Source organism: Vibrio sp. M260112, assembly GCF_036533775.1.
GTDB lineage: Bacteria > Pseudomonadota > Gammaproteobacteria > Enterobacterales > Vibrionaceae > Vibrio.
Window position 1 is genome coordinate 1 of sequence record NZ_JATABH010000009.1, and the last position, 17,088, is coordinate 17,088.

Sequence of the window (17,088 nt, forward strand, 5' to 3'; positions counted from 1 at the left end):
GAGCCCCGTTTACACAGAGCCTTATTGTACTCCGCCCAGTTAGTTATCTTCTTTTTTGCCTTACCCATGCCACCACCGCTCTAACCATCATAAAGGGTCAGATCGCAAGACTCGAAAAAGGTTCAACTGATTTAGGCAACAACGCCGATTTAGACTCATTCGGTGGCAAACAACTCAATTACATTTTTGAGCATTTTTACTTCCAGTTTGTTCAAGTGGATTGGACTTGGCCATGGTGTCGTGTACTAATACAGAGGTTCAACCTGTTTTGTATTTTGCACTATGTGTAACGGCCAAGCTCGAAAGAGCTTGGCCATTTTTATACTAATGATCACGCTCCATAAAGTCCTTTAGCTCTCTCGCACCTTGATAATCTAACGCCATGCTTTTGTAGAGATGGATGTGATTGACGATATCAAAGTCACCATCGAGGTGGGATTGGAATTGTTTGAGGTTTTGTTCCATCTGGTCGCAGAAAGTGCGCATTGTGGCGACTTGTTCCATCATGGCTCGGTGTTGTTGTCTGGTGAGCTGGTAGCGAGCCTGGAGTTTGTCCATTTGGTTGAAGGTGCATTGGACGAATCGCGCTTGCTTCTCGCTGAGGGTTACGCCCTGGAGTGGGGGAGTCATCATGGCATCAAAGGCGCGAATCACCTGCAGGTGGAATTTGGCGCTAATCCACATTGCGTATGAGTAGACCAGTTCTTTGCAGACCCAAGTTCCCTGATTTTTGCCGCCTTGATAGGTAGCAAAGACCAGATCTGGTCTTTGGTCTATTTCTTTGATGAGTTGTTTGGTTTGCTCTAAACGAATGAAGCGAATAGGGCGGTGTTTATCTTGGTTCCCACTGGCTTTGTGTAGGTCATTGAGTGAGTACAGATGATCAAGTGTGCGAACGTCTTTAGATAGAATGGTTAGATTAGGCATGATGGCCTCCGAGAGCAATTTGGTTAAATCACCACTCAGAGTTCCTACGCTTTGGGTGGTGAACTGAACAGGGGTAGGAATACCGCTCTCTCGGAACACGGCCAGCCGAAGCTGCCCTGCCCAGCCCACCATAATTCAGTTTATTGTCTGCAAATTAGACAAATTCACCATATACAGGTGTGCCAAAGCTGCACATAAAAAAACCAGCAAAAAGCTGGCGTCTATGCGCCGAGAGTAAACAAAACGGGTTCCTACGCCCGGCACTGGATTTTGCCAGTGCAGTGGTAGGTTAGCGTAGGTTGTTGAGAGGTGTCAATTGGTTATAGTCGGCTTATGTCGGTCGTAGTCAGTTCAATAAATAGCCAGTAAAGTTGACAGCTTCGTCAGGATCAAAGAAAATTAAGGCGTCTGTATGACTCACTGATATGAAGTTAGATCAAACAGACATGAGAGTTACAATTTTAACCGAAAGGGCATCGATAATGGCAATAAAGAGTAGTACATTTGGGCGACTAGAGCTTTCAGGTGAAGATGCTAAGCAATTTGCAAAGCAAGTTCGCGAAGCAAAAGTTAACCCACATGCCAAGAAAGCGCTAGCACGTGGTCGTGAAGCCTTAGCCAAAATGCGCGCCGCGCAAGCATAGTAGTTCTCGGCCATATGGGAACTACTAACTATTCGATTCGAAAACTTTCCCCTTGTGATAACTCTAAAAAGTTTCGTTCTGGCGACCAAGCCTTCGCTCCTTTAAAGACCTTCCTACAAAAACAAGCTTGTAACTTTCAAGAGTCAATGATTGGCATTAGTTATGTCTGCATTGAGCGCAATGAAAGCGATGAAGAAACAGGTAAAGTATTAGCCTATATGACGCTGACAAGCAGTGAGATAGATCTTGGCGATGCGTATGCTGTAGATGATTGCCCAAAGGCTAACCGATATGCCACTCTACCCGCGCTAAAAATCACGCGTTTAGCGGTCGATGCCAACCAGCGCGGAAGCGGCCTTGGTTCTGTATTGGTCGATATGGCGATCGCGATTGCTTTGGATGAAATTGCTCCAGCGATAGGTTGTCGTTTTTTGACTGCAGATGTGAAGACAGAAGCGGTCGATTTCTATTACAAGAATGGTTTCAGCTTTCTAGATACACCTGAGAACCATGCAACCGAACACCCCGCGATGTTTATCGATCTTAAAACCTTAGAAGCATAACCACCCGTAATCTAAAAACATTACATCTGTCTATTTGTGCTCGCATTTTGTACTTGTATCAGTTGTTTAGTTGGGTTGCATATGGTGTATGATACATACATCGTAAAGCCAGAGTATTTGTTGTGCGCAAATTTGATTCTTTTTCCCTTATCGTTGTTATCGTTTGTTCACTGTTCTTTTTTATTTTGGGTGTGGGCTTAACGGCTTTTACCGCACTTGAAAGTGTCGTTGGTGACGTTGCTACTTGGGTTGCTGCTGTAGGTACAGTTTTAACACTAGGTTTTGCTATTAGACAAAACCGTATATTGCGTGAAGAGCAAAAACAGGAAAGGCTTGATAGAGAAGAGCACGAACACAGGCAGCAAGAAATGTGGTGCCAACAACAAGAAATGTTGATCTTTGAAAAGTTTCAAAGGCATAAAGCTGCTTTTCATTCAGTGCTAGAACTGCAGGAGAGTAACTTACAGATAAAGTTTTTCGATAAGGAAGCTTTATATGAGTCGCTATTTCCTCGGAATAGCTTTGAAAATTGCACCACAGACCATGCGGACACAGAATTTCTAAATGCTATTGTCGAACGCTATCACGGAATCTGGGAACATATTAAAGAAATCAATAGCTGTAAGGATGGTAAGTATGATGAACAGTTACTTGTCGATTTTTTCATCAAAGTCGCCGGTTTGACTCGAACTTTAAAAATTCAGTTCCAAGAAACGCAGAGTGTGGGAAATATATACTGGAATCACGGTACTCCGCAATTGATGTGCAATATCTTCACTCCATCTGAATTTGTGCTCGTCTTAGAGGTCGTTATCAAAAGAATTAGTTCATTCTGCTATGTTCCAATGCCAATTGTGTCGACAGAACCATTGCAAGCAAGGTCGTTAATACCATTTTATAAATTCATGCTTTCACCAAACGGTAAGAACCGGTTTCGAACAGACTTTGATGAACACAAAGCAGTGCTGTCTATACTACTCAGAGCTCACCAAGAGTTTGATAGACCAGGTTGGAACCATAATGGTGATGAAAAGAAGATGGTTGAGGTCTACATACGAATATCCAACTTAATAAGTGATGCACATAAATTAATTGAGCTTTTTAGTTCCAAAGAAGAGATTAATAAACTGGTCGTACAGCTAACTTATGCTATTTCTGATTATATGGTAACTGCTCCTAGGCCCAATGCTAATTTCGTTCAGATACATTCAGACTTACTGGACTTAAGGCGAAAATAAATAACCTTCGGTTTCCTTTGGCCACTAATAACTCCACCCCAAACTCCCAACATCCAGGCTTAGCTCGGTGCCTTTCTCGCTCTTGGCTTTGTCTACTGTCACTGGCTTATCTGACTTGATGCGCAGTTCGACTTCGGATTTGCTTTTCATTGTCTGAGGGGCCAGTGGTTGATAGGGGCGGTACTGGCTTTGCGTGGCTAGGTTTCCGGTTGCGTAGCCGCTGTATCCTTGACGCTCGGTGCGATTATGGGCTTCGGTGGTGGTGATGCCCAGTTTGGCGTTCTTGTCTTTAATCTTATTGAGCTTGTTTGCCAGGTGGTCGACTTGTTCGCCTGCCTGTTCGGTTTGTAGCTTCCAGTTATCGGGGATGAGTGAGTCGGGCAGCATGTTGATTAGCTTTTTAAACTCATTCCACAACCAGCTGACGCCTTCCCCGATTGCCTTGATCACTTTGTCCAGGCCGTAGAATTTGTCAACCAGATAAGTGATGGCGACAATCGCCGCCATAACACCAGCGACGATAAGGCCAAGGGGGTTACTCAGAATCACGGCGTTCAGGGCGATCAATGCGGCTTTGAATAACGCGACCGCTGCGACGATTTCTCTGAAGTGCTGCGATACGAATATGATGCCTTTGCCGAGTAAGGTGAGGCCGTTGTAGAGCCCTTTCACCGCTTGGGTCACTTTGGTGATGGTGTCATCGCGCCACTTGGCATTTTTGAATTTCGTGGTGAACTCGCCAAAGGCTTGGGTGGCCTTTTCCATGATAGGAGCGAGGGCTGCATACTTGATTGATTTGATGCTTTCTTGAATACGCTGCAGGGCGTCGTTGTAGGCTTCTGCCTTGGCGGCGTCTTCTGCTTTGGCGCCACCGCCAAGTTCGGCCAGCTCTTTACGGGATTTGACTAATCCATCGGTACCTTCACGCAGTAGCAGGAGCATTTTACGGCCATCCTGACCAAACGCAGCATCGGCAAAGGCCATCTGCTCTTGAGCGGTTTCGAGTTTAGAGAAGGCGTTGAGCAGTTGCTCGTAGGCTTGCTGGGTATCTTTGGCGCCTTTCAGGTCACGGAAGGCGCTGTTACCACTCTTTTTCAGGTAAGAGCCGAGAATGCCACTACCGGTGGTTTGTAATACGCCGAGTCGTTTGGTGAAGCGCGTTAGTGCCGATGACATGGCTTCGTCATCGACGCCAGCATGGGAGGCTTGTTTACGCAGCGCCTGCAGTTCGCCAATCGATATTTTCAGCGTTGCCGACTTCTTAGCCAGCGCATCCATTTCACTGGCGGCCTGGTTCACTTCACTGACCAGGCTGGCAATGCTTAGACCACCGAGCAGTGCTGCGCCTTTGCCAGCTATCGCGCCACCAATCTTAGGCAGTTTGATTTTGCCATTGAGCTTTTGCATCGGCTTCATAATACCTTGCAGCTTAGCGTAGCGTTTCTGCAGAGTGGTGATCTCTTTGCCGTGCTTCTGATAGCGTTTGTTGAGGCGGTCGTATTCGCTATCGAGTTTGTAAACAGAGACGCCGGATTTTTTGAGGCTTTTACGCAGGCCCATTAAGCCGGTCTGATATTGTTTTTGCTCGCTGTTGAGTTTGGTTAGCTTCTCTTGCTGCTTGGCGATTTTGGCCGTCAGTGCCGCGCTCGGTGCTTGAAGTTGTTTGGCTTTTTTCTTCAGTTTATCGAGCTGCTCTTGCTCGGCTTTCAGGGAGAGGATGTTTTTCTGTTTGGCTTTCTTGATGTCGTTGAAACGAGCAATCATCGCCATCGCGCTGGCGTCATCGGCCTGTGCCTTCTGGACCTTTTTGATCTGTTTGGCGTAGCGGTCGGATTCGCTGCTCATGCCTTTAAGAATGGGCTTGGTTTTATCCTTCATTCCCATAACGATGGAAAGGCTCATCTTCATTGGCTTGGTCCTTGTCTAAGGCACAAAAGAGCGATTAGTCGCTCTCTTGTTGTTCAGTTCGTTGGCGCGCTTTGTCGCGGAACAGGATTAGGTCTTCGTAGCTGAGCTGGTCTATTTCGCTTGGTGGCCAATGGAACACGGCAGCAAGGTCGGCGTAATAGTCCTCAACATGGTCTATCACTGTTCCACATTGACGAAAAAAGAGGCGATGGTGGTCAGGATCGGCGCCCAGTTCTCGATCGGCATGTTCATCGCGTCACGTTCATCAAGGCTAGTGATGCGCGGCAGTAGCACTTCGCCAGCTTCAAAGCGCATCTCGCACACATCAATCAGGCTCAGGCCACGAAGGTTGCCAGAGTTGGGTTTTTGGATATCGAGGCTAGTGATTTGGTTGCCATCCTTTTCTATCGGCACAGGCAGGTCAACGCTGCGCAGGGTTGCCTGATTTTTAATTGGGGCTGTCATAACCGAGTTCTTCCTTCAGTTCTTTGAGTTTGGTCTTGCGACCGCCTTTGCTTGGGTCGAGTCTCATTACCTGTTCAAACAAGTCATGGGCGAGTTTCTTCTCGCCGTCTTCGAAGTACCAGTCACCGACCAGGCGATACATTTTCACTTTGAGTGGTGCGTTGGTGGCAAGGTGACCAGACTGGAGGTCATTAACCGTCTGAATCAGGTAGTCCTTGGTGAACGGCTTGTTGTTCTGTACCGCTTGGTGTGAGTAGCTAAAGACAAGATCACAGAAGGCGGTATGGCCGTTGGTGCGCCAGGTAGTTGGCGGCTCTAAACCACTGTCGATGGCTAAGCGAAAATCCGCATAAACCGATTCAAACTGACCGAGGTCGACTTGCCACAAGTAGAACCACCACATCACCTCAAGGTTGGCGTAGTTGCCCTGGTGAGTGGCGAGCAGCTTCTCAACTAAGGGGCGGTATTTATCAACCAGCTGTTGTTTGTAGGGTTCTTTTTCTTTCGAACCGGCAAGGCTTTTTAAAAAGCTCAAGTCCTGCTTTAAGATTGCTTGCGTCTCTTGCCAGGGCTTATCGGCAAACGCAGTGCGAGTGTTGGTGCTCTCATTGGTTTGCTTGACCTGAACGGTTTTTAACTGCTGTTGTCGCTTCATCAGGATAGATAGCATGGTGACTCCTTACTGCGGGATGAGCTCTTCGCCGTTGAGCAGGATTTCGAGCTGACCATCTTTAACGTTGAGCGACAGTGGGTCGACCGCCCAGGCTTCTTTGAGCGTGTAGGTTTTGCCACTGTTGGTTTCTAAGGTGACGTTCTCACCGACGAAGTTGGCAATTGCTTCTTCGTCAGTGTCTTTAGCGTGGATGATGGTCGCCTTGATAAAGGGCGCATCCGAGTGCTCTTCGGTATAGCCAAGGACGCCATCATCGCCCAACACGGCTTCACGTTTGAGGTTGCCAAAGCCGACTTCGGCGCCCTCTTTGAGTGGCAGCCTGCCTAACGAGCCAGCAATGAGGACAGCGCGGCTAGTGATTTTCGTTGCCATAAGTTACTTCCTAAATTGAACCTTACCTGCGGTAATGATGAGGCCATTAACGAACTGCGGTGAATCTTGGTAGTTCGCCCGTTGCTTGTTGGTATCGTCGAGCTCAACGATGAGCGACTTCTTGTAGCCGTCGAAGTCCTGAACGATGCCGTTGTACTCGAGCTCGCGATAGAGAGCGATCAGTTCGGTCTTGAGCATGCTTGGGGTGACGATAGCCTGGCCGCGCGCGAACTTAGTGCCGTCTTTGGCCAGTTTATGGCGCGCGTATTTGCTCAGGATGCGCGAGCGTTGTTTCTGGCGGAAATACATCGCAGTCGCTGGCGTCATCACATCGAGATAGCTGTTATCGGCAATGCCTGCTGCGTTCTCTGTGTAGGCGGTAATTGGGCGCTCAACCATCACCTCTTTGGCCGAGCTGACAGTGAAGGTACTGATGCCTTCATAAAGCAGCATGTTGCGCTCGGCAAAGGTCCATTCGCTGGTTGCTTTGGAGTAAACACCAGAGAGCTTCAAGGTTTGTAGCGGCCTACATGGATCAGTGGCGAGTGAGGGGGCAATCTGCCCAACCCAGGCACCAATGGCAGCGGCGTTACTCAGGTCTTGATTAGCTGAATCACAGAACTGATGGATAGGCATAAAGCTGATCAACGGGCAGTTACTCACTGGTGCAAATGTGATGAGCTCGGCGTGAGTGCCTTTTTTCGGAATGTAAGCTAAGCCGGGGATCTGATGCATTGCGTCGTAACGTTCTTCAAGTAACTCACCCAGCTCTCGAATGGTGGTTTCGTCGTTCAGTGAGCACATGATGTGGTTGTACTGCACATCACCGAGCGCAGCCAGGGCACTGGTGATATCACCACCGGCAACAGTGACGGCGAAAATCGGCATCACTTCATCTTGCTTACGGAAGTATTCGACCATTTCGACAATCTCTGAGGTGGCGCCTTGTTTGCCAAAATGCTTGGCGGCTGTGTCTTTGTCCATACACAATTTGACGATGTTTGGACCAACGGCCGCACCTTCAACCGCGTTACCAATGGCTAAGATGACTTGCAGCTCTTCGGCACTGTTGGCCAGGCTGTTGTCGATCTCGATAAAACAACCTGGGACACGAATGCTTTTGGGTACCTCGTTAAAGCTGATACTCATTGTTTAGGCTCCTTGCTGGCGGTAGGTTGAACGACGGTGCAGTCACCGTCCTGAACTCGGCGCAGCCAATAGGTATTGCGCGGTTTGTCTTCACCTTCAGGTTTTAGTGGTTTGAAGGTTTTTGGGTCTTTGACCGTGACGCCTTGTTTGGGCTTAATCTTGAATGTTGGTACTTTGTTTTTTTCCATTAGGCTGCTTCCTGTAATGCAAAGTGTTCGGCTGCCATTGCCAGCAGCTCGCGCTCTAGCGCTGGCGTCCAACCAATAAAGGTTCGCTTGGGCATGGTGTAGTTGCGTTTGGTCAGTGTGCCGCCTGTCCAGCGCCCCGTTTTGCTGTCAAAGAAACCATTGACGCGCGTAGTGAAGGAAACTTGCGAACCCTGGTTATGTTCACGGCCAATCAAACCCGCAACACCGGCTAAGCCGACTTCAAAGCTTTGCTCACTGACTTGGGTGCGCAATGCTTTGGAAAACCCAAGCAGCATGTTTTTGTTGTTGGCGGTGATTCGGCCAGCTGCGCCCTTATTGAGGCGCACTTTGTTTCTGCTAGTGCGGCTCTGATAAGGGTTGTTATCAATGTCACGCTGGGCGCGGATTTGCTGTCTGAAGAACTGCCTTGCCCGATTGGCCATGCGCTTGTTGAGGTCGAACTTATCAGAGGCAGTGAGGACTAAGCTTTCTACCACTTGGGTCAGTTGTTCTGGTGTTGTTAGTGCGAGTTCTGACATGGCAAGTCATCCAGATGTCCGACAAAGTGAACCAGTTCGTCTAACTCATCTTCATCCACGACCGCTTCGAACTGGTTATTACAACGGTAGCGTTGGTCTGCTTGCTGCCAGTCTCCTTGCTCATCTTCGATCAGGTTGAACTCTTCGCGAATATCGAGCTTGAGTTTGAGGTCGTAGCGGCCTTTATCGAGTGGCTCGATAGCGAAGGTCGGCATGGTTAGCCCTTTTTCGCTGCGGTGTGGATCGTATTTGTTGAGCCAGCTGACCACGTGCATAAACAGGTTGTCCGGATTGAGCTGGGCATTTTGGATAAAGAGGATCGCGGTGTACTCCACTTCAAAGCCATCTATCTCATCGCCCTGAGCAGAGAAAATTGCGCCATCTTCCGCCCAGGCATCGAAGCTTTTGGCATCGACGACATGCTGCTTAAATAGGTCGGTTAAGCTTTGTAGTGCTTTCATTACACCCTCTCGAATCGGTAGGTTTCTTCGCCGTGGATCAATAGGTCGATGGCCTGACGATACTGGACCTCACACTGCTGTTTTTTCTCGCTCAGGGCCTGCTGTCTGTCAGCGGCTTCTTTGGTGGCATCGCCACTCATTTGCACGCTGATAAGCTGCGCGGCCGTCAGGGCAAACACCGCTTGTTGGTAGAGTGTTGCGCCGGACTCTTGGTCGTCAAATCTTGCCAGTGACAGCTCTGCTAAGTCAGCAAAAGGAGCCAGCGCCTCTTTGAGCTCGGAATGAACCTTGATGCTCGATACCTTTGCCTGGTGCAGAATCCCCGCCTCTGTCTCATTGGTTTGGAAATGAAACAGAGACTGAAACTCTGAAATCTTTAATGCCGGGTACTTGCCCATCGCTGGCAGCTCGGCGTGGTAGGTTTGGTTTTTGTTGCCGACAAACTCAGCCATGTTGCACCTCAACGGGTTAAGGGAATGCAGGCCGCAATCGCGGTTTTCACTCAGTGCAGTAGCACACGTGAAGCAGCGATAGAGCCTGCATTGGTGGGGTGTTCGTCAGGCGTTATACCCAAGCGTTACCAATTTTGACTTTGACGTTCTTAAACTCGATCGCCGCCGCTTTGCCGACTTCTTCAATGACGTAAGCCATGTTCATCGACTCGAAGTTTTCTATCTGGTCTTTCTCGTCGTTTTTCTTCGCCACTGAGCGACGAATCGACCCTTCCTGAATGTAGATAGAGAGGTTGTCGTAACTGGTGACCAGAATACCGGCAGACGGGAAGCCAGGTACTTTCACAGCAGGTAAGCCGCCGTAGGTACCAATCACCTGCAGCTCTTGGATCTTGCCTTTTTCGCTTGGCGTATTGCCGTGCGCTTCGTAGAACTTGGCTTTGTCATAAGCCAGCAAGTCCGAGCCGATAATCGCAATCAGGTTGGCATCATTTTCACACGCTGGATGGAGCAGGTTTTTGGTATCGAGCACTGCAAGGTCAAGGTTGATGTAGTCACCGCCTTCACCAATTCGCACTTCACCAGAGCCCTCGACCACTTCAGTGATAAGACGCTCGGCATTGTGTTCACGCATTGCCTGGAACCAGCCTTTGTTGACGTCTTCGCCATTTGGGTTCGCCTCGGCATCGGTGTCCTTCTCGACACGTTCACCGTACCAACCAATGGTGATTTTGTTGGCGTCAATCTGCTCGCGGTTGCTCTTACTGATTAGGGTGTTGAAGTTTTTATGGTGCGCCCAGGCATCGAGCTTGGCGTAGCGAATCGCGGTATCGAAGTTGGTTTGCTCACACATGTACGGCATCGCGCCCATGCTTGAGTAATCTTTTGGCTTACGTTTGCCATCGCCTGATGTGTCGGTGCGGCTGGCAATCATACCGGTGACGCCAAGGCCGATGGATTCACCTTTCTGGTTCTTAACCGCGACGATGTTGATTTTGCCCAGGAACCAGTTACTTTCACGGATCGCGGCGATGATTTTCTGCGTACCGTTAGGGGTGACATTGAACTTCTCGGTCGCATCATCGACGTCGTTTTGTGTCGCGACGGCTTTCACATAGGAGTTGAGCTTAATTTTGGTCTGTTTTTGCATGTTGTTACCTAATTCAAATCGTTATCGAGAGACCTAAGCCTTAGAGGTAAGGTTCTTCTTCGCCGTCTGCGCCAGCCAGTTCACGGTCTTGTTCGTCGGTCAGTTTGCTGAGTTTTTCTAGCTGACCCGAGAGGGTTTCGACCTGACTTGAAAGCTCAGTTACTTGGCCTTTTAACGCGGTGACATCTTTGCTTTCTTGGTTGCCTGAGTCGTCAGTTTCATCGCTGCCTTCGTCTTGCTTGCTGTTTGCCGACAAGCACGTCACCAGTTGGCTGAGCTGGTCAGTTAGCTCCTTGTTTTGTTCAATGCTTTGCTCGAGCAGCTCTTCGGTTTTCTTAGACATTTCTTCCGATTCCTCTTGGTTGGCAAGCTGCTCGTCGTTGGCATCAGGGGCGCTTTTGAGCAGGTTGAATAGTTTTTGTAATAGGGATTGTTCCTCTGAGCTTTCAGTCAGTTCCGACGGTTGCTCATAAAAATTGAGCACTTGCCCAGAGGAGACATGAATGGCTTTTTCTGCGCTTCGCTGGGCAGAGAGATGAACTTGAGTGGTGCCTAGCGAGGCTGGTTTATCTGTGAATGCCAACCCTGTGAGATACGCTTTGCCAGAGTTGGCGAAATCTTCTAGGTACTCACATGAGGTGTGGAGAAGCTGACCACTCTCAATATTTCGCAGTAGGTGGGAATTGGGTTTTATCTCTGCCCACAGTTCACTACCTCGCTTTTCAACGGACAGAACCGTACCGCCTTTCCAGCTCCAATCTGAGTGATTGTCATTGATGCGAGCTGCATATTTTTTCGGGTTATAAGTCTCTGCAATATCATCAATCACTTTCTGTGCAATGTCGCGACCGTCAACCGTGGGACCTGCGGTCAAAATACAAATTGGCTCAGACTTGAACATCGTTTGTCTCCTAAACTTGATGCTCTCAATCTAACCAATGGCTTGGTCTTTTTGTATTTGTGCTGGTTCTATATAGGAGATATAGAAAGCGCGAAGGCTGAGTAATGACGGGGGCTATAGCACTATGCTGGCATGGATACGAATGCAATTAGCGACGCGTTATACACCGCCGACCAAACCAAAGCGTTGGGACTATTCCTGCGTCAACGAAAGCCGCCTGAAATCGCCGAACAAGTGGGTGTGGCGACGCGTACCATTCAGAAATGGATCAGCCAGTTTGACTGGAAAACGTTACGGGATGACGCGCCGGTTGAACTGATGCTCAGACAACGCATCGCTTATTTGATGTGGGTTGATCAAAAGCTGGAGTGTCAGGAACGTGAGCTGAAGATGCTGCTTGAACAGCACTACAAGAATCAGAAATCAGAGCAGCGTTCCCGACCAGCTGGCTATCACGATGGCGACAAAAAGCGTGGCCGTAAGTCGAACAAGGTTAAGAACGATATCTCTGGCATCACTAAAGAGATGCTGGATGAGTATCGAGACAAGACCTTTTTCGCTTATCAGAAAGAGATTCATCAGCACAAGCAAGACGACGACATCAATGAGATCCGCTTTTATCTCAAATCGCGCCAGATTGGTTTGTCGTTCTACTTTGCCTGGGAAGCGTTCGAAGATGCAGTGCTTAATGGCGACAACCAGGTGTTTATATCTGCCTCGAAGAAGCAAGCCTATATCTTCAAAAACTATATTCGCCGCTTCGCTTTGGAGCTGGCAGGTGTAGACCTGAAAGGCAAAGACGATATTGAACTGAGTAATGGCGCCAACCTTATTTTTGCGTCAACCAATGTCGCGACCTCTCAGGGCTTTAACGGTCATATGTATTGGGATGAGGTGTTCTGGATCCCTCGCTTTGGTGATCTGGACGATTATGCCGGGGGTATGTCGATTCAGGCGCAGTATCGGACCACCTATATCTCCACGCCTTCGACCATGGCGCATGAAGCCTATCCGAAATGGTCGGGCAAGAAAGAGCAGAATATTGATATCAGCCATAAGGCGCTGAAAGATGGCGCGCTTGGGCCTGATTATATCTTCCGTCAGATGATCACGGTTGATGATGCCATCGCCAAAGGTGGCGACAAGCTGTTCAACATGGAGAAACTCAAGCGTAAGTACCCAATCAAAGAGGTGTTCGACAACCTGCTGCGCTGTAAGTTTCTGGACGATAGCGCCTCGTTCTTCTCGCTCAAGTCCTTGCTGGCGTGTAAGACCGATACCGAGAACTGGCTTGATGTCGACCACAGCAAAGCAAAGCCAGTTGGCAATGCCGAGGTGTTGGTCGGTTATGACCCACGAGGTGGCGGCAGCGGTGAAGGCTCTGATGATGCCGGCTTAGTAGTGTCACTCAAGCCTAAGACCAAAGGCGGTGTGTTCCGCGCGATTGAGAAACTGCGCTTGAAGGGCTCGAGCTATGAGCAGCAAGCAGAAACCATTCGTGCCATTACCGAGAAATACAATGTGGTTCACCTTGCCATCGATACTGGTGGTGTTGGCTCTGCGGTAGCGGAGCTGGTGCGTAAGTTCTATCCATCGCTGCTTGAGCTCAACTACTCACCGGAAGTGAAACGGATGATGGCCTACAAGGCGCGCGAGATTATTAACAACGGTCGATTCCTGTTTGATGAAGACTGGGATGATCTGGTGCATTCGTTTTTGATGATTCGCCAGCAAACTACGGAGCGCACTAACCAGGTCACCTTCATTTCCAACCGGAGCAAGATTGGCTCGCATGCTGACCTAGCCTGGGCAGCCATGCACGTGATGTGCTGGGAGCCAATAGATATCAACGCAGACAGCGATACCAGCGTCGCCTTCTTTTAATCAAATAGCCGGAGAGAGCAAGTGATTGAGATTGAATTTTCTAAACCCGTCAGTGTGATGAATAGCGATATCCTGAGCTATTTAGAAGTGGCGCTAATCGATGGCATCTACGAGCCGCCTATTCCGCTTGATACCTTAGCCAAGGCGCTGCGGGTCAATCCGATGCATGCCAGTGCGATTGAGTTTAAGCGCAATACTTTGGTGCTGGCGATTTCGTTAAGTGAGCTTTTACCGCGCCAGGACGCCAAGCGTTTTATCCAGGACTATCTGACCTTTGGTAATGGCTACCTTCAAGTGGTGCGTAACTTCCGTGGCTTGGGGGAGGTGGTGATGCTCAAGCATTTGCCAGCGCTGTATATGCGTCGACGGGAAGATCTTGGTTGGACCTACAAACCACGTGCCTATGACGACGATGGCCGGATTAATTTTAAAAAGGGCCAAGTCTTCCACCTGGGCGATTACGATATCGCTCAAGAGCTGTATGGATTGCCAAGCCACGTTAGCGGCCTAACGTCTATCTGGCTGAATGAAGACGCGACTCTGTTTCGCCGTCAGTACTTTCGCAATGGCAACCACGCAGGTTATTTGTTGTATATGAATGAGCCGACCATGACTGCCAAGCAGGAAGAGGAAATCAAGAAACAGCTGCAAGCTCAGGAAGGGATGGCGTTCAAAAACCTGTTTGTAAATGCCAAGGGTAAAGATACCAAGGCACCTGAACTCAAAGCGATTGGTCAGGTGGAAGCAAAAGACGCGTTTAAGGATGTGAAGAACCAGACCATGACAGATGTACTCGCTCTGCACCGCGTACCCATTGAGCTAATGAGCATCCGCAGAGAGAGTATTACTTCACTCGATCTGAGCAAGGTCGACTGGCTATTCCACAAGAACGAGCTGTTACCACTGATTGATATGATGCAGGAGCTGAATGACTTTGTCGGGCAGGAGGTGATTATGGCTAAGGAGTATCGGAGGTTGGATGAGGTCTAAAAACTGGGGGAACTATCGGCGTTTCAAGTAACAAAAATCAAACTGAATCATGTTGTTATAAATAAACTAGGCTTATCATGCAATCTTAATTGCATATGAGGCTTTTATGATTAACAAACAGTTCTTCAGCTACCTAAAGCTGTTGAGAGACAAGTACGAAGAACCACCACAATACAACCTTTTCAGTGTCCTTAGATCGGAGTCAGATGAAGTTAGGCTCCACTCTCGGTTTTTAGTCGATGTTCTGAGTCCGAGTGGTAGCCATAATCAGGGCGCACTCTTCCTCAATAATTTTCTTAAGCGTCAGGGGCTAGAGGTTTCAGGAAACATTGAAGTTCTTTGCGAGTATAAGAACATTGATATTTTGATACGCTCCGAAAAGACAGCCGTCATCATAGAAAATAAAATTTATGCTGCCGATCAGGATAAGCAACTCCAGCGTTACTACCAAACCATGCGTGACGAAGGGTACAAAGATATCCATCTTTTTTATCTTACGTTAGATGGCAAAGAACCTAGCCCAGAGAGCGTTGGTAATCTGGACAAGAAGATAACCAAGATAGACTATCGCTCGGACATACATGACTGGATAGAACGTTGCACTGAACTCTCCGCTCGTAATGCGCCACTACGTGAAGCTTTCATTCAATACCTAGACCTTATAAACCATTTAACTAATCGCGTTGAGAATATGGAACACATCGAAAGATTAAAGAAACTGTTGCTAGAAGACGACAACTTAGAGTCTGTCTCCGAATTAAATCAAGCGTATGAAGAAATCGTTGTTGATGCCCAGTTGTCAATGTGGGAAATGCTTGGAAAGAAAATGACGGAACAGTTGGGTGAGCTCTCAAACGATTCAATTGCTCTCGAACATGACCCAAGGGAAGCAGTCAGAAAATATGTTCAAGCTAGACGTAATTCTAGATGGATCATTCAAGAGTTTGAATTACGTGATTACCCCTCGTTCTATTTGTATGTAGAACAAGACCACCATTTGTATTTTGGTGTATATCAAGATAACAAGTCCAAACACGCAAAGAAAACTAAGCTTCCTAAACTAAAGCATGACTATGCGCGAGAAGAAGACGATACATTCTATGCGTATCCCAAACGAAATATTAACTTTCGCAACCTTAGTGCAGATGACGTTAAGTTCCTTTCAAATCCTCAATCACTTAATGAGTTTACTCAGCAAATTGTTGATGAGCTCGTTAAGATGCATCAATTGATAATGGAGGCATCGTAACCAATCACTTGGGAATGACTTGTGTCTGCGCTGCAATCCATTTTTGTAGTGCGGACAGTCTGCGCGCATTCTCCGCACAGGTTTCCAGATTCGCCACATCTTCCGCTAAGACCTCGGCGTCTCGCTGGTAACCTGGAGCGGTTGTGGTGGTACCATCAGAGATGGCGGTGGGTTGCTGAATACCGATTGCTCGATTATGCGCTCGCACGGATTGGGCGCGGATGCGCAGCCAGTCAGGATCAGTAACCACGCACTGCTTATCATTGTTTGCTTGAGCATACTTGATCACCTCTTTCTCTATCTCTCGGAATTTGATGCGGATATCGGGCTTTTGGTTGGCGAGCTTTACTGCCAACTTAAACGCCTCGTCTTGTTTCTGTTCGACTTTGTCCCACAGGACGTTTTGCTGTTTTAACGCTTTGGCCTGGGTGCTGGTGACGCCGTAGTCGTAGGAGAAGTAGGCAACGCAGCCAAAAACAACAACAAGGCCAATCGGTTTAAGTAGCTTTAGGTAGTTGCCAAACATGACTACTCTCCCCAGCCGTTAAGGCACACGTCTCGCTCGATGCTTCTGCGTTTAGCAATACCGGCACAATTGCTTTGCTTGAGTCGGCAGTCTTTGCCATTGACGAATACCCAACGAGGATACTCGTTGCAGGCGCCAACACGGTCGCCCTGGTTAAACTTCTTCAGTAGGGTCGAGCGCGCAAAATTGCCCGCGCCCAGGTTGTAGACGAAGCTGACCATCATGTCGTATTCGCCTTGAGTTGGTGTTTGGCTAAGGTGTTTGTTCACCACTTGTTCTGCCGCGGCGATGTCTTTGACGAAATACTCCGCGGCTTGTTGTTCGGTTAGCCTGGTCTTTTGAGTTACGCCTTGGGTATGGCCTAAACCGACGGTCCAGACATTGGCGCTGCATTGGTAGGGTTTGAGGCGGCAACCTTCTTCGTTAGCGATATGGCGCAGGCCGTTTTCACTGACGGTAAGCTCTGAGTCGAGGGTGAAGACAATGGCAAGAACGGAGGCTACTGAGCACACCGCCGCTTGGATTGCTTTGGTCTTGAGGCTCATGCGTTTTCATCCTCCGGTGAGGTTAGCTTATCTAACTTGGCTTGGTTTAGCCTGGTTGCAACTGCGTAGTGGCGAATGGCCATGATGCCGGAAATGATACCCACGCTGATGGCAATTAGCTGAGCGATATCATTGACGCCAAAGCTGATGATGGTGGCGCTGATGGAGGTTAGAGTTTTCTTTAGGCCAGTCACGTCCAGCAAAGATGCTAGCAACGTTTTTACCTCGGTTAGGTTCATCGATGTTCTCTCGTAGTTGGTGATT

At 48.5% G+C, this 17,088-nt stretch carries 23 protein-coding genes; 7 read left to right on the plus strand and 16 right to left on the minus strand.

Translation table 11 applies throughout. From position 1 onward, the window contains the following. Positions 1 to 290: hypothetical protein (locus QTN95_RS06145; RefSeq protein WP_331416753.1), on the plus strand; the 290-nt coding region annotated here is incomplete at its 5' end. Positions 291 to 324: 34 nt separating this feature from the next. Here the strand turns inward: QTN95_RS06145 and QTN95_RS06150 are convergent. Beyond that, complete coding sequence (locus tag QTN95_RS06150; RefSeq protein WP_331416754.1) at positions 325 to 927, minus strand: KilA-N domain-containing protein; 603 nt, start codon at positions 925 to 927, stop codon at positions 325 to 327. A 482-nt stretch (positions 928 to 1,409) separates the two neighbouring features. On the opposite strand from QTN95_RS06150, the gene QTN95_RS06155 reads away from it, so the two are divergent. The 3 genes from QTN95_RS06155 (at position 1,410) to QTN95_RS06165 (ending at position 3,372) form a co-directional block, all read left to right on the plus strand. Beyond that, entirely contained in the window at positions 1,410 to 1,571 is a 162-nt protein-coding gene (locus QTN95_RS06155; RefSeq protein WP_167489421.1) for a hypothetical protein, read from the plus strand. A 14-nt stretch (positions 1,572 to 1,585) separates the two neighbouring features. Next, positions 1,586 to 2,134, plus strand: coding sequence for a GNAT family N-acetyltransferase (locus tag QTN95_RS06160; RefSeq protein ID WP_331416755.1), 549 nt, complete (start codon positions 1,586 to 1,588; stop codon positions 2,132 to 2,134). 122 nt (positions 2,135 to 2,256) lie between these two features. Further along, the gene (locus tag QTN95_RS06165; RefSeq protein ID WP_331416756.1) at positions 2,257 to 3,372 is read left to right on the plus strand and encodes a hypothetical protein; all 1,116 of its coding nucleotides are present in this window, start codon (positions 2,257 to 2,259) and stop codon (positions 3,370 to 3,372) included. A 24-nt stretch (positions 3,373 to 3,396) separates the two neighbouring features. Here the strand turns inward: QTN95_RS06165 and QTN95_RS06170 are convergent, their stop codons facing one another. The 12 genes from QTN95_RS06170 to QTN95_RS06225 form a co-directional block, all read right to left on the minus strand. Next, complete coding sequence (locus QTN95_RS06170) at positions 3,397 to 5,280, minus strand: hypothetical protein (protein WP_331416757.1); 1,884 nt, start codon at positions 5,278 to 5,280, stop codon at positions 3,397 to 3,399. A gap of 34 nt (positions 5,281 to 5,314) precedes the next feature. Continuing rightward, complete coding sequence (locus QTN95_RS06175) at positions 5,315 to 5,461, minus strand: GpE family phage tail protein (protein ID WP_239926469.1); 147 nt, start codon at positions 5,459 to 5,461, stop codon at positions 5,315 to 5,317. Further along, positions 5,458 to 5,745 (minus strand): phage tail assembly protein, encoded by a 288-nt coding sequence (locus QTN95_RS06180; protein ID WP_331416758.1) that lies wholly within the window; start codon positions 5,743 to 5,745, stop codon positions 5,458 to 5,460. The genes QTN95_RS06175 and QTN95_RS06180 overlap by 4 nt, the downstream gene beginning before the upstream one ends. Next, positions 5,729 to 6,415: a phage terminase small subunit gene (gpM, locus tag QTN95_RS06185; RefSeq protein ID WP_331416759.1), complete on the minus strand. Its 687-nt coding sequence runs from the start codon at positions 6,413 to 6,415 to the stop codon at positions 5,729 to 5,731. Before gpM ends, QTN95_RS06180 begins: the two co-directional genes overlap by 17 nt. Before the next feature lie 9 nt (positions 6,416 to 6,424). Continuing rightward, the gene (locus tag QTN95_RS06190) at positions 6,425 to 6,790 is read right to left on the minus strand and encodes a phage tail tube protein (protein WP_331416760.1); all 366 of its coding nucleotides are present in this window, start codon (positions 6,788 to 6,790) and stop codon (positions 6,425 to 6,427) included. A gap of 3 nt (positions 6,791 to 6,793) precedes the next feature. Next, on the minus strand, positions 6,794 to 7,939 hold the full coding sequence (locus QTN95_RS06195) for a phage tail sheath subtilisin-like domain-containing protein (RefSeq protein ID WP_331416761.1): 1,146 nt from the start codon (positions 7,937 to 7,939) through the stop codon (positions 6,794 to 6,796). Then, on the minus strand, positions 7,936 to 8,127 hold the full coding sequence (locus QTN95_RS06200; protein WP_331416762.1) for a DUF2635 domain-containing protein: 192 nt from the start codon (positions 8,125 to 8,127) through the stop codon (positions 7,936 to 7,938). Before QTN95_RS06200 ends, QTN95_RS06195 begins: the two co-directional genes overlap by 4 nt. Continuing rightward, positions 8,127 to 8,666, minus strand: a complete 540-nt coding sequence (locus QTN95_RS06205) for a phage virion morphogenesis protein (protein ID WP_331416763.1) — start codon at positions 8,664 to 8,666, stop codon at positions 8,127 to 8,129. The genes QTN95_RS06200 and QTN95_RS06205 overlap by 1 nt, the downstream gene beginning before the upstream one ends. Then, on the minus strand, positions 8,648 to 9,127 hold the full coding sequence (locus QTN95_RS06210) for a phage tail protein (RefSeq protein WP_331416764.1): 480 nt from the start codon (positions 9,125 to 9,127) through the stop codon (positions 8,648 to 8,650). Before QTN95_RS06210 ends, QTN95_RS06205 begins: the two co-directional genes overlap by 19 nt. Beyond that, entirely contained in the window at positions 9,127 to 9,579 is a 453-nt protein-coding gene (locus QTN95_RS06215; protein WP_331416765.1) for a head completion/stabilization protein, read from the minus strand. The genes QTN95_RS06210 and QTN95_RS06215 overlap by 1 nt, the downstream gene beginning before the upstream one ends. A gap of 112 nt (positions 9,580 to 9,691) precedes the next feature. Then, a complete protein-coding gene (locus tag QTN95_RS06220) occupies positions 9,692 to 10,729 on the minus strand; it encodes a phage major capsid protein, P2 family (protein WP_331416766.1) in 1,038 nt (345 codons plus the stop codon). Between the two features lie 40 nt (positions 10,730 to 10,769). Continuing rightward, positions 10,770 to 11,630, minus strand: a complete 861-nt coding sequence (locus QTN95_RS06225) for an MbeD/MobD family mobilization/exclusion protein (RefSeq protein ID WP_331416767.1) — start codon at positions 11,628 to 11,630, stop codon at positions 10,770 to 10,772. A gap of 132 nt (positions 11,631 to 11,762) precedes the next feature. On the opposite strand from QTN95_RS06225, the gene QTN95_RS06230 reads away from it, so the two are divergent. From QTN95_RS06230 to QTN95_RS06240, 3 genes are all read left to right on the plus strand, one after another. After that, positions 11,763 to 13,514, plus strand: coding sequence for a terminase large subunit domain-containing protein (locus tag QTN95_RS06230; protein WP_331416768.1), 1,752 nt, complete (start codon positions 11,763 to 11,765; stop codon positions 13,512 to 13,514). Between the two features lie 21 nt (positions 13,515 to 13,535). Continuing rightward, on the plus strand, positions 13,536 to 14,504 hold the full coding sequence (locus tag QTN95_RS06235; protein WP_331416769.1) for a phage portal protein: 969 nt from the start codon (positions 13,536 to 13,538) through the stop codon (positions 14,502 to 14,504). A gap of 106 nt (positions 14,505 to 14,610) precedes the next feature. Beyond that, a complete protein-coding gene (locus tag QTN95_RS06240) occupies positions 14,611 to 15,753 on the plus strand; it encodes a PDDEXK-like family protein (RefSeq protein ID WP_331416770.1) in 1,143 nt (380 codons plus the stop codon). A gap of 4 nt (positions 15,754 to 15,757) precedes the next feature. On the opposite strand, the gene QTN95_RS06245 is transcribed toward QTN95_RS06240, so the two are convergent. From QTN95_RS06245 to QTN95_RS06255, 3 genes are read right to left on the minus strand one after another with little or no spacing between them, the layout of a single operon-like run. After that, a complete protein-coding gene (locus QTN95_RS06245) occupies positions 15,758 to 16,279 on the minus strand; it encodes a hypothetical protein (RefSeq protein ID WP_331416771.1) in 522 nt (173 codons plus the stop codon). Between the two features lie 2 nt (positions 16,280 to 16,281). Then, on the minus strand, positions 16,282 to 16,824 hold the full coding sequence (locus tag QTN95_RS06250) for a lysozyme (RefSeq protein WP_331416772.1): 543 nt from the start codon (positions 16,822 to 16,824) through the stop codon (positions 16,282 to 16,284). After that, positions 16,821 to 17,063 (minus strand): hypothetical protein, encoded by a 243-nt coding sequence (locus tag QTN95_RS06255; protein ID WP_331416773.1) that lies wholly within the window; start codon positions 17,061 to 17,063, stop codon positions 16,821 to 16,823. The genes QTN95_RS06250 and QTN95_RS06255 overlap by 4 nt, the downstream gene beginning before the upstream one ends. Positions 17,064 to 17,088 lie beyond the last annotated feature (25 nt).

Coding starts and splice junctions, on each gene's coding strand:
- gpM (WP_331416759.1), bottom strand. CDS start 6,415: ATGCTATCTATCCTGATGAAGCGACAACAGCAGTTAAAAACCGTTCAG.
- QTN95_RS06160 (WP_331416755.1), top strand. CDS start 1,586: ATGGGAACTACTAACTATTCGATTCGAAAACTTTCCCCTTGTGATAAC.
- QTN95_RS06225 (WP_331416767.1), bottom strand. CDS start 11,630: ATGTTCAAGTCTGAGCCAATTTGTATTTTGACCGCAGGTCCCACGGTT.
- QTN95_RS06180 (WP_331416758.1), bottom strand. CDS start 5,745: ATGACAGCCCCAATTAAAAATCAGGCAACCCTGCGCAGCGTTGACCTG.
- QTN95_RS06215 (WP_331416765.1), bottom strand. CDS start 9,579: ATGGCTGAGTTTGTCGGCAACAAAAACCAAACCTACCACGCCGAGCTG.
- QTN95_RS06230 (WP_331416768.1), top strand. CDS start 11,763: ATGGATACGAATGCAATTAGCGACGCGTTATACACCGCCGACCAAACC.
- QTN95_RS06150 (WP_331416754.1), bottom strand. CDS start 927: ATGCCTAATCTAACCATTCTATCTAAAGACGTTCGCACACTTGATCAT.
- QTN95_RS06240 (WP_331416770.1), top strand. CDS start 14,611: ATGATTAACAAACAGTTCTTCAGCTACCTAAAGCTGTTGAGAGACAAG.
- QTN95_RS06250 (WP_331416772.1), bottom strand. CDS start 16,824: ATGAGCCTCAAGACCAAAGCAATCCAAGCGGCGGTGTGCTCAGTAGCC.
- QTN95_RS06205 (WP_331416763.1), bottom strand. CDS start 8,666: ATGTCAGAACTCGCACTAACAACACCAGAACAACTGACCCAAGTGGTA.
- QTN95_RS06190 (WP_331416760.1), bottom strand. CDS start 6,790: ATGGCAACGAAAATCACTAGCCGCGCTGTCCTCATTGCTGGCTCGTTA.
- QTN95_RS06210 (WP_331416764.1), bottom strand. CDS start 9,127: ATGAAAGCACTACAAAGCTTAACCGACCTATTTAAGCAGCATGTCGTC.
- QTN95_RS06220 (WP_331416766.1), bottom strand. CDS start 10,729: ATGCAAAAACAGACCAAAATTAAGCTCAACTCCTATGTGAAAGCCGTC.
- QTN95_RS06245 (WP_331416771.1), bottom strand. CDS start 16,279: ATGTTTGGCAACTACCTAAAGCTACTTAAACCGATTGGCCTTGTTGTT.
- QTN95_RS06255 (WP_331416773.1), bottom strand. CDS start 17,063: ATGAACCTAACCGAGGTAAAAACGTTGCTAGCATCTTTGCTGGACGTG.
- QTN95_RS06195 (WP_331416761.1), bottom strand. CDS start 7,939: ATGAGTATCAGCTTTAACGAGGTACCCAAAAGCATTCGTGTCCCAGGT.
- QTN95_RS06200 (WP_331416762.1), bottom strand. CDS start 8,127: ATGGAAAAAAACAAAGTACCAACATTCAAGATTAAGCCCAAACAAGGC.
- QTN95_RS06170 (WP_331416757.1), bottom strand. CDS start 5,280: ATGAAGATGAGCCTTTCCATCGTTATGGGAATGAAGGATAAAACCAAG.
- QTN95_RS06155 (WP_167489421.1), top strand. CDS start 1,410: ATGGCAATAAAGAGTAGTACATTTGGGCGACTAGAGCTTTCAGGTGAA.